We start from the raw sequence: 13,027 nt of genomic DNA, 5'->3' as shown, positions 1-13,027 counted from the left end.
AAGCGAGCCACTATTTCCCCGGTAACGCGCGACGAGAGATCATGGCACCTGTGAAATCACCCCCCCAAACGCCGCTTCTGGATCAGGTCAAGGTTCCGGCGGACCTTCGCCGTCTGAAGGAAGGCGACCTGCTGCAACTGGCCGAGGAACTGCGTCACGAGCTGATCGACGCCGTTTCGCAGACGGGCGGGCATCTGGGCGCGGGTCTGGGCGTCGTCGAGCTGACCGTCGCGCTTCACTATGTGTTCGACACACCGGCGGACCGCATCATCTGGGATGTCGGCCATCAGGCCTATCCGCACAAGATCCTGACTGGCCGCCGCGACCGCATCCGCACCTTGCGCCAGGAAAACGGCCTTTCGGGATTCACCAAGCGCTCCGAGAGCGAATACGACCCGTTCGGCGCGGCGCATTCCTCCACCTCGATCTCCGCCGGTCTCGGCATGGCCGTCGCGCGCGATCTTGCCGGTGGCAAGAACAACGTCATCGCCGTCATCGGCGACGGCGCAATGTCTGCCGGCATGGCCTATGAGGCGATGAACAATGCCGGTGCGCTCGACGCGCGGCTGATCGTCATCTTGAACGACAACGACATGTCGATCGCCCCGCCCTCCGGCGCGATGAGCCACTATCTGGCGCGCCTCGCCTCTGGCTCCACCTATGCCGGCATCCGCGACATCGGCAAGAAGCTGACCTCATACCTGGGCAAACGCGCAGACAAGGCGATCACCCGCGCCGTCGAGCATGCGCGCGGCTACGTCACCGGCGGAACGCTCTTCGAGGAAATGGGCTTCTTCCATATCGGCCCGATCGACGGCCACAATCTGGAACACCTCGTTCCGGTCCTGAAGAATGTCCGCGACCATGGCGACGGGCCGATCCTGATCCATGTCGTGACCAAGAAGGGCAAGGGCTACGCCCCCGCCGAGGAAGCCGCCGACAAGTATCACGGCGTCTCGAAGTTCGACGTCATCTCGGGTGCGCAGGCCAAGGCGCCAGCCAATGCGCCGGCCTATACCAAGGTCTTCGCCGACGCGCTGATCCAGGAAGCGCGCGAGGATGAGAAGATCGTCGCGGTCACGGCCGCCATGCCGTCCGGCACCGGGCTCGACCATTTCGGCAAGGAGTTCCCGGACCGCACTTTCGATGTCGGCATCGCCGAACAGCATGGCGTCACCTTCGCCGCCGGCCTTGCGACCGAGGGCTTCAAGCCCTTCGCGACCATCTACTCGACCTTCCTCCAGCGCGCTTACGACCAGGTCGTCCACGACGTGGCGATCCAGAAACTGCCGGTGCGCTTTCCTATCGACCGGGCCGGCTTCGTCGGCGCCGACGGCGCGACCCATTGCGGCGCGTTCGACGTCACCTATCTCGCTTCGCTGCCCGGCTTTGTCGTCATGGCCGCCGCCGACGAGGCGGAACTCAAGCACATGGTGCGCACCGCCGTCGCCTATGATGACGGCCCCATCTCCTTCCGATACCCGCGCGGCAACGGCGTCGGCGTCGAGATGCCCGCACGCGGCGAAATTCTCGCCCTCGGCAAGGGCCGCATCGTCAAGGAAGGCACCAAGGTCGCGCTCCTGTCCTTCGGAACGCGGCTGGCGGACTGCCTTCTCGCCGCCGAGGAACTCGACGCGGCAGGTCTCTCCACCACGGTCGCGGACGCCCGCTTCGCCAAGCCGCTCGACGAGGATCTGGTCCGGCGCCTTGCGCGTGACCACGAGGTGCTGATCACCGTCGAGGAAGGCGCGATCGGCGGCTTCGCCAGCCACGTCCTGCACTTCCTCGCTCATGACGGCCTGCTCGAGACCGGCATCAAGGTGCGCCCGCTGATTTTGCCGGACGAGTTCACGGACCACGCGAAGCCCGAAAAGATGTATGCCGATGCGGGGCTCGATTCCGCCGGCATCGTGCGCACCGTCTTCGCCGCATTGGGCCGCGACCGCGCAGCCGCCAGCGCGTGAGCGCGGAAAAGATTCGCCTCGACGAACTGCTCGTCACGCGCGGGCTTTTCGCCTCGCGCTCGCGGGCGCGTGACGCGATCCTGCGCGGCACGGTCTCGGTGACCGGCACGGTCATCGCCAAACCCGGGCTCGGCGTCGCTGCGGATGCCCAGATCGCCGTCGACGACCCGGCGCAGGATTATGTTTCCCGCGCAGCGCTGAAGCTCGTCCACGCGCTCGATACCTTCAATCTCGATCCTGCCGGCGCAACCGCGCTCGATATCGGCGCCTCGACCGGCGGCTTCACGCAGGTCCTGCTCGACCGCGGCGCGGCGCATGTCTTCGCCATCGATGTCGGCCATGATCAGATGGATGCAAGCCTCGCCGCCGATCCGCGCGTGACCTCGATCGAGCGGCTCAACGCGCGCGATCTGGCGGCCGAGCACCTGAACGGCATTGCGCCTGATTTCCTCGTTTCCGACGTTTCCTTCATCTCGCTCAAGCTGGCCTTGCCGCCTGCGCTCGCGCTTGCGGCGCCCGGCGCGCGCGGTGTCTTCCTGGTCAAGCCGCAATTCGAGGCGGGCCGCGATGCGATCGGCAAGGGCGGCCTGCTGCGCGATCCGGCGCAGGCGCAAACCGTCGCCGAGAACCTGCGCGCATGGTTAGATGCCGTGCCCGGTTGGCGGGCGACCGGGCTCGTCCCGTCGCCCATCGAGGGCGGCGACGGCAACCGCGAATTTCTGCTGGCCGGAGTGAAAGAACGATGAGCACCGCGCTCACCATCGACCATCTGGGCGCGCAGGGCGATGGCGTCGCGCACACCGGCAGCGGCCAGGTCTTCGTGCCCTTCACGCTGCCCGGCGAGCGCGTCACGGCGTCGGTCGGCAAGGGCCGGGCCGATCTCCTCGCCGTGCTCGACCCGTCGCCCGAGCGCGTCGCGCCTGTCTGCCGCCATTTTGGAACCTGCGGCGGTTGTGCGCTTCAGCACATGGCAATGCCCGCCTATCTCGCCTGGAAGCGCAAGAAGGTCGTCGCCGCATTGAAGGGCAGGGGGATCGAGACGGCCGTCGGCGACATCGTCGCCTGCCCGCCGCACTCGCGCCGCCGCGTCGTCTTCGCCTTGCGCCGCACCGAGCGCGGCATGCTGCTCGGCTACAACCAGGCCCTGTCGCACCAGATCGTCGACATTGAAGAATGCCCGATCTCGGTTCCGGCCATCGTCTCCGCACTGGACGCACTGCGCGAACTCGCCCGCATCCTCGCCAGCACCGGCGACGCCTTCCGCATGGCCGTCACCGCCACCGAAACCGGCCTCGACATCGAACTGCGCGAGGCCGGCAAGCTCACCGACGATGCGCGCCACGCAGCTTCACGCTTCGCGCTCAGCGCCGGCTTCGCGCGCGTGAGCTTTGACGGCGAGATCGTCATCGAGCCGAAGAAGCCGGTGATGACTGCTGGCGAAGTCCTGGTCATGCCGCCGCCCGGCGCCTTCGTGCAGGCCGTCGCCCATGCCGAGAATGCGATGGCGATGCTCGTCACCGATCATCTGCGCAAGGCGAAGACCGTCGTCGATCTGTTTTCCGGCTGGGGCACGTTCGCGCTCAGGCTGGCAAGGCGCAGCCAGGTCCACGCCGTCGAGGGCGACGCGCCGGCGCTCGCCGCGCTCGACCGCGCGTTCCGGTTCGGCGAGGGGCTCAAGACCGTCACGAGCGAAAAGCGCGACCTCTTTCGCCGGCCGCTCACCTACAAGGAACTCGACGCCCGCTTCGACGGTCTCGTCTTCGACCCGCCGCGCGCGGGCGCTGAAGACCAGGCGAAGCAGATCGCGCGCTCGGCGGTGCCATACGTCGCCGCCGTCTCGTGCAACTCCGTCACGCTCGCCCGCGACCTCGAAATCCTGATCTCTGGCGGTTACGCGCTGAAATCCGTGACGCCCGTCGACCAGTTCCTCTGGTCGCCGCATGTGGAAGCCGTGGCCTTGCTGGAAAAACCGAGGAAGCGGCGCTAGCCCAGCAGCTTTTCCACGAATGCCGGCACGATCTCCGTCGCACGGCCGTATTGCGCTTCGGCGAAATGGCTGCGCCCCTCGGAAGGCTCCAGATTGAGCTCGACCGTATGCGCCCCGGCAATCCTCGCCTCCTCGACGAAGCCGGCCGCCGGATAGACGTTGCCGCTGGTGCCGATCGACACGAACAGGTCGCACAGCGCGATCGCGGCCGAGATGCGCTCCATCTTGTAGGGCATCTCGCCGAACCAGACGACATCCGGGCGCAGATATCCGGCCGAGTGGCATGCAGGGCAGGAATGGCCGACATCCATGTCGCCCGGCCAGTCGTGCCGCTGGCCGCAATTGGCGCAAAGCGCGCGGACAAGTTCGCCATGCATGTGGATCAGCCGCGACGAGCCCGCCCGCTCATGCAGATCGTCGATGTTCTGCGTCACGAGAAGGACGTTGCCGGCGAATTCCCGCTCGAGCCGCGCCAGCGCCGCATGCGCGGCGTTGGGGGAGACAGAAACGAGCCCGCGCCGCCGCTCGTTGTAGAATTCGTGCACCCGGTCGGGATCGCGCGCAAAGCCCTGCGGCGTCGCCACGTCGCGATAGTCGATCTTCGACCAGATGCCGTCCTTGGCGCGAAACGTGTCGACGCCCGATTCGGCCGAGATCCCGGCGCCGGTGAGGATGACGATGCGCGAATATCGTGTCATGGAGCTTTCTTGAAATGAGCGTGAATTGGGCATAGATTGAGCACCAGTGGAAAAGTTCGAGCCATAGGAGGCAGATCATGGCAACGCTTGATGCTTTCGCGTCTCATTATGGCGATGACGCGACGCCGTTCCTGTCGCCGCGCCGGGTGGCCGAGCGTCTCGGCGTCACGATGAGCGAACTCGCCGGCCTCGTCGGCATTGCACGCAACACGCTGGCTTCGGTCAAGGGCGGGCGCAAGGTGGACGCGGCGCTGAGCCCGCTCGTGCGCATCCTCGCAATGGCCGCCGAAATGACCGGCAGCGACGCCCGCGCCGCGATCTGGTTCAAGCACCAGCCCATCCCCGGCTGGGCCGGCAAGACCGCCTACGATCTGGTCGGAGAGGGCAAGGGCGACAAGGTGCTTGCCTATCTCGAATCGGTGCGCGCCGGGATCTATGCCTGACGAGGCGCCGGTCGCGCTGTGGCGCGCCTTCGTGCCGCGTTGGGCCTTCGCACCTCTGTCGGGTGAGGGGGCAGCGCGGTTCGGCGGCCGCTGGAACCCGGTCGGCGCACCGGCCATCTATGCCGCGCGTGAATTGTCGACCGCATGGGCCGAGTACAATCAGGGCTTCGTCCAGCATCCGGCCCTCATTGTTCGCCTCGAACTGACGGGGGCGACGCTTGCCGATCTGACCGATCCGAAGGTGCTGGCCGAGCACGGCCTCGACATGTCGATCCACGATTGCGAATGGCGGCAGATCATCGACGCGGGCGACGAGCCGCCCACGCACGCGCTGCGCGAAAGACTGATGGCGCATGGCATCGACGGCCTCGTCTATCCCTCTTTCATGTCGAAAGGCGGAACCTGCGTGGCGCTTTGGCGATGGAACGGGCCGGAAGGTCCGCGACTTGAGATCGTCGATCCGGAGGGCCGGCTACCGAAATCGCAGGCCTCCTGGATCTGACCTAAGCCTTCGTCCCGCCCACCGTCATCTTGTCCATTCGCAGATGCGGCTGGCCGACGCCCACCGGCACGCCCTGTCCGGCCTTGCCACACATGCCGATGCCGGTGTCGAGCTTCATGTCGTTGCCGATCATCGAGACGCGGTGCATAGCATCCGGCCCGTTGCCGATCAGCATCGCGCCCTTGATCGGCCGGGTCACCTTGCCGTTCTCGATCCGGTAGGCCTCGGTGCAGCCGAACACGAACTTGCCCGACGTGATGTCGACCTGCCCGCCGCCGAAGGAAACGGCATAGATGCCGTCCTTTACCGAGGCGATGATCTCCTCGGGCGTATGCGCGCCCCCGGTCATGTAGGTGTTCGTCATGCGCGGCATGGGCTGGTGGGCGTAACTTTCGCGGCGCCCGTTGCCGGTCGCCGCCATGCCCATCAGCCGCGCATTCTGGCGGTCCTGCATGTAGCCGACGAGCTTGCCGTCCTCGATCAAAACCGTGCGGTTTGTCGCCGTGCCCTCGTCGTCGATGGTCAGCGAGCCGCGACGCTCCGAGATCGTGCCATCGTCCACGACGGTCACGCCCTTGGCGGCAACCTGTTGACCCATGAGCCCGGCGAAAGCGGAGGTCTTCTTGCGGTTGAAGTCGCCTTCGAGCCCGTGGCCAACCGCCTCGTGCAGCATCACGCCCGGCCAGCCATTGGCGAGCACGATGTCGAACGTGCCGGCCGGCGCATCCTCGGCATCGAGATTGACCAGCGCCTGGCGCAGCGCTTCGCCGGCGGCGAACTGCCAGCTTTCATCGGCGAGGAATTCGCCGAAGCCCTTTCGCCCGCCCGCACCGTAGGAGCCGGTCTCCTGCCGGTCTCCATCGCCGACGACGACCGCGACGTTGAAGCGGACGAGGGGGCGCACGTCGGACGCGATCCGCCCGTCCGCGCGCACGATCTCGACATGCTGCCAGGAGGCGGCAAGCGAGGCCGTCACCTGCCGCACGCGCGGGTCGCGCCCGCGCAGCCAGGCGTCGATTTCCTGCAGGAGCTTCGCCTTTTCCGCAAAACCCGGCTCGGCAATCGGGTTGGCGTCGCCGTAAAGCTTCGCGTTCGTGCCCTGCGGCGCGGCGGCAAGCGTGCCTGAATAGCCGGCCTTGACCGCGCCGACCGCATCGGCGGCGCGCAGCAGCGCGGCTTGCGAAAGTTCATTGGCATGCGCATAGCCGACCGCTTCGCCGGCAACCGCGCGCAGGCCAAAGCCCTTGTCCGTGTTGAAACTCGCAGTCTTCAGGCGGCCATTGTCGAAGACGAGTGCCTCGCCCTCGCGATATTCGAGGAAGAGTTCGCCATCGTCCGTCCCCCCCACCGTTTCGGAGACGATCCGGCGCACGGCCTCTTCAGATATGTCGAACTGCTCGATGAGACGCTTGGTCAAGCGGGGCTCTCCATGGATGGATTCGTTCAGGCCTATATAGGCAGGCCTCGCGTCCGGCGCGACCTCACGAACCGACTTTGCGATGAGCGGCAATTTTCGGCAGGCTCGTTTCGATCCAGTCGGCCAGCGCGGCAACGCGTTCGGCCGCTTGCTGCCCGAGCGGGGTCAGGCTGTAGTCGACATGCGGGGGCACGACCTCATGGGCCACGCGCTTCACCAGGCCGTCGCCTTCGAGCCATTGCAGCGTTTGCGCCAGCATCCGCTCGCTGACACCCCCGACCCGCCGCCGCAACTGGCTGAAACGCAGTGTCTCGTCGCGCAGGGCGATGAGCACGAGCACGCCCCACCGACTGGTCACATGTTTCAGAACTTCGCGGGAAGGGCACGCTGCGGCCATCAGATCGCCACGCTCCATTTTGGCGGTCAGGTTCATTGAACGCTTCGTCTCCTTGAAAATCCATACTTACACAAATGTATGTACTTACGAAAAATAAGCAATCGGCCTAAATGAGGTCGACCAACGATGGAGACTAGAATGAAAATGGCAGTGACAGGCGCGACCGGGCAGCTCGGACGCATCGTGATCGACAAGCTGAAGGCGCAGACGAGCGATGAGGTCGTCGCTTTGGTTCGCTCGCCCGAAAAGGCCGCCGATCTTGGTGTCGAGACACGCCGCGCGGACTACGACGACGCAGCTTCACTGGAGTCCGCGCTGCAAGGCGTCGACACCCTGCTTTTGATTTCGTCGAGCGAAGTGGGCAAGCGCGCGGCCCAGCATAGTAACGTCATCGAGGCGGCGAAGAAGAATGGCGTGAAGCGGATCGTCTATACCAGCCTTCTGCGCGCCGACTCGTCGCCGCTCAGCCTTGCTGCCGAGCATGCCGAGACGGAGAAGCAACTGAAGGCCTCCGGCATTGCGCACACGATCCTGCGCAACGGCTGGTACACGGAGAATTATGCCGGTTCGCTGAAAGGCGCGGTCGAGGCAGGTGCGCTCATCGGCTCGGCAGGCGAGGGACGCATTTCATCGGCCGCGCGCGCCGACTATGCGGACGCTGCCGTGGCCGTGCTGACCACCACCGGCCATGACGGCAAGACGTACGAGCTTGCAGGAGACGATTCGTTCTCGCTTGCCGAATTGGCGGCGGAGGTCTCGAAGCAGTCCGGCAAGCAGATCGCCTATAACGACCTTCCGGAAGCCGACTATGCAAAAGCGCTTGAAGGCTTCGGTCTGCCGGCAGGCCTTGCGGCTTCGATCGCTGGCTGGGACGCGGCCGCCGGACAGGGCGCGCTCTTCGATGACAGCAATTCGCTCTCGAAGCTGACCGGGCGCCCGACGACGCCGTTCGCGCAGACCGTGAAGGCGGCGCTCGCCTGAGGCATATCTGGGAGGGACGGCGGATCGCTTCGCCGTTCCCTCGATCTATGAGGCGCTACGGCAGCGCGTCGAAGCCTTCGCCGAAGCCTTCCAGTTCGACAGGAATGCCGATGCCTTCCTCGGGTGTCTGGAAGACGATGAACGTCGCCGCATCGCCGTTGCGCAGCGTCTCCTTCAGTGGGTCCTCGAGGATCACCTCGGCATAGCAGCCGTCCTGGAAGCAGCGCACGAAATACGCCCGCCCGATGTCCTCGCCGTCGACATTGAGCCCTAGTCCGTTGGGCAGCAGTACGCCGAGCGGTGCGAGCACGCGCAGGATTTCAGCCTGGTTGTCGGCGGTCTTCAGGACGACGACCGACAGACCGACTTCCGGCCGGTCCTCGGCAACGACGTTTTGAATCAGCGCGCACTGCTCCGAAGTCGAGCCCGCCGGCGTGTCGCAGATCAGCGACCAGGCGCCATGTGTGGAGCGCACGGCGCCCTGCGGCGCCTGCTGGGCGACCGCGCTGCCGCTGAAGAGGGCCGCGCCGAGCGCGAGCGTGGCAAGGACCGGGCGGAGGCTTTTGGAGATCGTCATCTTTATCCTGCGAATCGCGGATGGAGGTGGAGCCAAGGTGTATCGCAAGAGGCGCATTGTCTTCCACACCTTGTTTGCCGGGGTCGGCCGAGGGCCGTTGCGGCGCTGTCCGGCAGGGTTTTTCCACAAATCGAGCGAATTGAGGGCGCTTTGCGCCGATCTGCCGCTGCGCGCGCAAAAATGCCGCACACATCCATTGATGGCTTTCTTGCGGTCGAACCCGGAGTATGATTTGAACGCGCGACGAAAGCCATGCAATCCGCGTGGCGGCTGCCGCATTGGCGCTGCGCGACGGACGATCCGGGAGACGAGAGGGTGATGAAGAAGTTCCTTTTGGGCCTCAGCACGGCAGGCGCCGCACTGGCGGCGACGGCCGCGTTGGCCGACCAGCCGCGCCCCTGGCAGCTTGGCTTCCAGGAAGCCGCGACGCCGATCATGGAGCAGATCCGCTGGTTCGAGCAGTACACGCTCTGGTTCATCGTGCCGATCACGCTGTTCGTGTCCGTGCTGCTGGCCTGGGTCATCATCAAGTACCGCGCCAGCGTGAACCCGGTTCCCTCGCGCACCAGCCACAACACGCTGATCGAGGTGGTGTGGACCGTGGCGCCGGTGGTGATCCTGCTGTTCCTCGCCGTGCCGTCCTTCCAGCTTCTGACCGCTCAGTACGATCCCGACGAGGACCCGACGATGACGGTCAAGGCGACCGGCTTCCAGTGGTACTGGGAATATGAGTACCAGGCAGACACCGAAGACGAGCAGGCTGTCACCTTCTCCTCGATCATGCTGCAGGAAGGCGATCGCGCCGCTGCCGGCAAGGAAGACATGGCCGCATATCCGCGTCTTCTGGCGGTCGACAACGAGGTCGTCGTGCCGGTCGACACGACCGTGCGCCTTCTCGTGACCGCTGCCGACGTGCTCCACGCCTTCGCGATGCCCGCTTTCGGCGTCAAGGTCGACGCTGTGCCGGGCCGCATCAACGAAACGTGGTTCCGCGCCACGCGCGAAGGTCTCTATTATGGCCAGTGTTCGGAACTGTGCGGCAAGGATCACGCCTTCATGCCGATCGCCATTCGCGTCGTGAGCCAGGGCGATTTCGACGCCTGGCGCACCGCCGCCGCCGACAATGTCGGCGAGGCGAACCGCGCGCTCTTGGCCGCGATCGAAGGCACCCAGGACGTAGCTGACGCCGGCAACTGAGCCGACGCCTAACAAGAACAAGGAACGGAGCGGGAAAATGGCAGGCGCTGCTGCTCACGACGACCACGATCACAAGCCTTATGGCTGGACGCGCTGGGTCTATTCGACGAACCACAAGGACATCGGCACCCTTTACCTGATCTTCGCGATCTTCGCGGGCGTCGTCGGCGGCTTCCTGTCCGTCATGATGCGCTGGGAACTGGCCGAGCCGGGCATCCAGATCTTCCACGGCCTCGCCTCGATGGTCTACGGCATCCCCGAGGATGCCGCGCTCGATGCCGGCAAGCACATGTACAACGTGTTCACGACCGGCCACGGCCTGATCATGATCTTCTTCATGGTCATGCCGGCGCTGATCGGCGGCTTCGCCAACTGGATGATCCCGATCATGATCGGCGCGCCGGACATGGCGTTTCCGCGCCTGAACAACATTTCGTTCTGGCTGTTGCCGCCCGCCTTCATGCTCCTGCTGATCTCGATGTTCGTCCCCGGCGCGGCCGGCGGCTTCGGCGTCGGCACCGGCTGGACGATGTATCCGCCGCTTTCGACCATGGGCTCGCCCGGACCGGCGATGGATCTCGCGATCCTGTCGCTCCACATTGCGGGCGCCTCGTCGATCCTCGGCGCGATCAACTTCATTACCACCATCTTCAACATGCGCGCCCCGGGCATGACGCTGCACAAGATGCCGCTCTTCGCCTGGTCGGTGCTCATCACCGCCTTCCTGCTCTTGCTGTCGCTCCCGGTTCTGGCCGGCGGCATCACCATGCTGTTGACCGACCGCAATTTCGGCACGGCCTTCTTCGCGCCCGAAGGCGGCGGCGATCCGATCCTCTACCAGCACCTGTTCTGGTTCTTCGGTCACCCGGAAGTCTACATCCTGATCCTGCCGGGCTTCGGCATCATCAGCCACATCATCGCAACCTTCTCGCGCAAGCCCGTCTTCGGCTATCTGGGCATGGCCTACGCCATGGTCGCGATCGGCGCCGTCGGCTTCGTCGTTTGGGCGCACCACATGTACACGACCGGCCTGTCGCTCAACACGCAGCGCTATTTCGTGTTCGCCACCATGGTCATCGCGGTGCCGACCGGCATCAAGATCTTTTCGTGGATCGCGACGATGTGGGGCGGCTCGATCTCCATGCGCACGCCGATGCTGTGGGCGATCGCCTTCATCTTCCTGTTCACCGTCGGCGGCGTCACGGGCGTCCAACTCGCCAATGCCGGTCTCGACCGCTCCTATCACGACACCTATTACGTCGTGGCGCACTTCCACTACGTCCTGTCGATGGGCGCCGTCTTCGCCATCTTTGCGGCCTGGTACTACTGGTTCCCGAAGATGAGCGGCTACATGTACAATTCGATGATCGCGCGGGTCCATTTCTGGATCACCTTCGTCGGTGTGAACCTGATCTTCTTCCCGCAGCACTTCCTGGGTCTGGCTGGCATGCCGCGCCGCTACATCGACTATCCGGATGCATACGCGGGCTGGAACCTGGTTTCCTCCTACGGCTCCTATCTTGCCGCGATCGGCGTCCTGGTCTTCCTCTACGGCGTCTTCGAAGCCTTCTCGAAGAAGCGCGAGGCCGGTGCCAATCCCTGGGGCGAGGGCGCGACGACGCTCGAATGGCAGCTTTCCTCGCCGCCGCCGTTCCACCAGTGGGAGCAGCTTCCGAAGGTCAAGTGACCTCGGAATACCGCACCGAACAACGAAACCGCCGGCCATCCGGCGGTTTCTCCCAATAGAACAGTGACGAGTAGCAGATGGCCCTGGTCGAAAAGCACAGCCTGACGGATACGCCGGAATTGCGGATATCCGAAGCCATGCCCGGCGACTTCATCGCGCTCTTGAAGCCGCGCGTCATGTCGCTGGTCGTCTTCACGGCCTTCGTCGGTCTGGCCACCGCCCCAGGTGCCATTGACCCGTTCATCGCCATCATCGCGGTCCTGGCGATCGCCGTGGGTGCCGGCGCGTCGGGCGCGCTCAACATGTGGTATGACGCCGACATTGACGCCGTCATGTCGCGCACCGCCAAACGCCCGATCCCGGCCGGCCGCGTCACGCCCGAACAGGCGCTCGCTTTCGGCGTCGTCCTGTCGGTCCTTTCCGTGATGACGCTCGGGCTTCTGGTCAACGCCTTTGCCGGTGCGTTCCTGGCCTTTACCATCTTCTTCTACGCAGTCGTCTACACGATGTGGCTCAAGCGTTCGACGCCGCAGAACATCGTCATTGGGGGCGCTGCCGGCGCCTTCCCGCCCATGATCGGCTGGGCCGCCGTAACGGGCTCGGTATCGCTCGAGAGCATCGTCCTCTTCCTCATCATCTTCCTTTGGACGCCGCCGCATTTCTGGGCTCTGGCACTCTTCAAGGCGCAGGACTATGCCAGCGTCGGCGTGCCGATGATGCCGAACGTCGCAGGCGAGGAATCGACCAAGCGCCAGATCTTCGCCTATTCCTTGCTCGTCGCCGCCATCGGCGTCGCGCCCTGGCTGATCGGCATGACGTCCGCCGTTTACGGGTCAGTCTCCATAGCGCTCGGCGCAGCCTTCGTCTGGTATGCGTGGAAGGTGCTGAAGATGCCCGCCGCCGACCGCACGATGCGCCCGGCCAAGGCGCTCTTCGGCTATTCGCTCGTCTATCTGTTTGCCATCTTCGCCGTTCTGCTTGGCGATGTGGCGATCGCGCGTCTCCTGGGGCTTTGATCATGGACCCGATCGAGACCGTCGAACTGACAGAGGCGCAGAAGAAGGCGCGCAAGCGTCGCAACGTCGCGATCGCGCTCGCGCTGGTCGCCATGGTCGTGATCTTCTACGTGGCGACGCTGACGAAGCTCGGTCCGCAGATCCTCGTGCGGCCGATGTAG

At 65.2% G+C, this 13,027-nt stretch carries 14 protein-coding genes; 10 read left to right on the top strand and 4 right to left on the bottom strand.

The window, feature by feature from the left end; genetic code table 11:
* The first annotated feature begins 41 nt into the window (after positions 1 to 41).
* The 3 genes from dxs to GTK01_RS03735 are packed head-to-tail and all read left to right on the top strand — an operon-like array spanning position 42 to position 3,951.
* Positions 42 to 1,964, top strand: a complete 1,923-nt coding sequence (gene dxs / locus GTK01_RS03745; RefSeq protein WP_252924511.1) for a 1-deoxy-D-xylulose-5-phosphate synthase — start codon at positions 42 to 44, stop codon at positions 1,962 to 1,964.
* A complete protein-coding gene (locus GTK01_RS03740; protein ID WP_252924510.1) occupies positions 1,961 to 2,710 on the top strand; it encodes a TlyA family rRNA (cytidine-2'-O)-methyltransferase in 750 nt (249 codons plus the stop codon). Before dxs ends, GTK01_RS03740 begins: the two co-directional genes overlap by 4 nt.
* Positions 2,707 to 3,951, top strand: a complete 1,245-nt coding sequence (locus GTK01_RS03735) for a class I SAM-dependent RNA methyltransferase (protein ID WP_252924509.1) — start codon at positions 2,707 to 2,709, stop codon at positions 3,949 to 3,951. Before GTK01_RS03740 ends, GTK01_RS03735 begins: the two co-directional genes overlap by 4 nt.
* On the opposite strand, the gene cobB is transcribed toward GTK01_RS03735, so the two are convergent.
* Positions 3,948 to 4,649 (bottom strand): Sir2 family NAD+-dependent deacetylase, encoded by a 702-nt coding sequence (cobB, locus tag GTK01_RS03730; RefSeq protein ID WP_252924508.1) that lies wholly within the window; start codon positions 4,647 to 4,649, stop codon positions 3,948 to 3,950. The two genes, GTK01_RS03735 and cobB, sit on opposite strands and share 4 nt — an antisense overlap.
* A gap of 77 nt (positions 4,650 to 4,726) precedes the next feature.
* On the opposite strand from cobB, the gene GTK01_RS03725 reads away from it, so the two are divergent.
* Entirely contained in the window at positions 4,727 to 5,092 is a 366-nt protein-coding gene (locus GTK01_RS03725; protein ID WP_252924507.1) for an antitoxin Xre/MbcA/ParS toxin-binding domain-containing protein, read from the top strand.
* Positions 5,085 to 5,594: an RES family NAD+ phosphorylase gene (locus tag GTK01_RS03720; RefSeq protein ID WP_252924506.1), complete on the top strand. Its 510-nt coding sequence runs from the start codon at positions 5,085 to 5,087 to the stop codon at positions 5,592 to 5,594. Before GTK01_RS03725 ends, GTK01_RS03720 begins: the two co-directional genes overlap by 8 nt.
* Before the next feature lies 1 nt (position 5,595).
* On the opposite strand, the gene tldD is transcribed toward GTK01_RS03720, so the two are convergent.
* Together tldD and GTK01_RS03710 are read right to left on the bottom strand one after the other, a co-directional pair.
* Positions 5,596 to 7,011, bottom strand: a complete 1,416-nt coding sequence (tldD, locus tag GTK01_RS03715; RefSeq protein ID WP_252924505.1) for a metalloprotease TldD — start codon at positions 7,009 to 7,011, stop codon at positions 5,596 to 5,598.
* Positions 7,012 to 7,075: 64 nt separating this feature from the next.
* Positions 7,076 to 7,444 carry a helix-turn-helix domain-containing protein gene (locus tag GTK01_RS03710; protein WP_252924504.1) on the bottom strand — a complete coding sequence of 123 codons (369 nt, stop codon included), beginning with the start codon at positions 7,442 to 7,444 and terminating at the stop codon, positions 7,076 to 7,078.
* Positions 7,445 to 7,546: 102 nt separating this feature from the next.
* Between GTK01_RS03710 and GTK01_RS03705 the strand changes: the two genes are divergently transcribed.
* Complete coding sequence (locus GTK01_RS03705; protein ID WP_252924503.1) at positions 7,547 to 8,389, top strand: SDR family oxidoreductase; 843 nt, start codon at positions 7,547 to 7,549, stop codon at positions 8,387 to 8,389.
* A 55-nt stretch (positions 8,390 to 8,444) separates the two neighbouring features.
* On the opposite strand, the gene GTK01_RS03700 is transcribed toward GTK01_RS03705, so the two are convergent.
* Positions 8,445 to 8,966, bottom strand: coding sequence for an invasion associated locus B family protein (locus GTK01_RS03700; RefSeq protein ID WP_252924502.1), 522 nt, complete (start codon positions 8,964 to 8,966; stop codon positions 8,445 to 8,447).
* A 318-nt stretch (positions 8,967 to 9,284) separates the two neighbouring features.
* Between GTK01_RS03700 and coxB the strand changes: the two genes are divergently transcribed.
* The 4 genes from coxB (at position 9,285) to GTK01_RS03680 (ending at position 13,027) form a co-directional block, all read left to right on the top strand.
* Positions 9,285 to 10,163, top strand: coding sequence for a cytochrome c oxidase subunit II (gene coxB / locus GTK01_RS03695; RefSeq protein WP_252924501.1), 879 nt, complete (start codon positions 9,285 to 9,287; stop codon positions 10,161 to 10,163).
* 37 nt (positions 10,164 to 10,200) lie between these two features.
* Positions 10,201 to 11,850 (top strand): cytochrome c oxidase subunit I, encoded by a 1,650-nt coding sequence (gene ctaD, locus GTK01_RS03690; RefSeq protein ID WP_252924500.1) that lies wholly within the window; start codon positions 10,201 to 10,203, stop codon positions 11,848 to 11,850.
* A 77-nt stretch (positions 11,851 to 11,927) separates the two neighbouring features.
* Positions 11,928 to 12,866 carry a heme o synthase gene (locus GTK01_RS03685; RefSeq protein WP_252924499.1) on the top strand — a complete coding sequence of 313 codons (939 nt, stop codon included), beginning with the start codon at positions 11,928 to 11,930 and terminating at the stop codon, positions 12,864 to 12,866.
* A gap of 2 nt (positions 12,867 to 12,868) precedes the next feature.
* A complete protein-coding gene (locus tag GTK01_RS03680) occupies positions 12,869 to 13,027 on the top strand; it encodes a hypothetical protein (protein ID WP_252924810.1) in 159 nt (52 codons plus the stop codon).

Source organism: Aliihoeflea sp. 40Bstr573, assembly GCF_024105655.1.
GTDB lineage: Bacteria > Pseudomonadota > Alphaproteobacteria > Rhizobiales > Rhizobiaceae > Aliihoeflea.
Note: the sequence above shows the minus strand (reverse complement) of the source record. Positions and strands in the feature narration are given on the sequence as shown.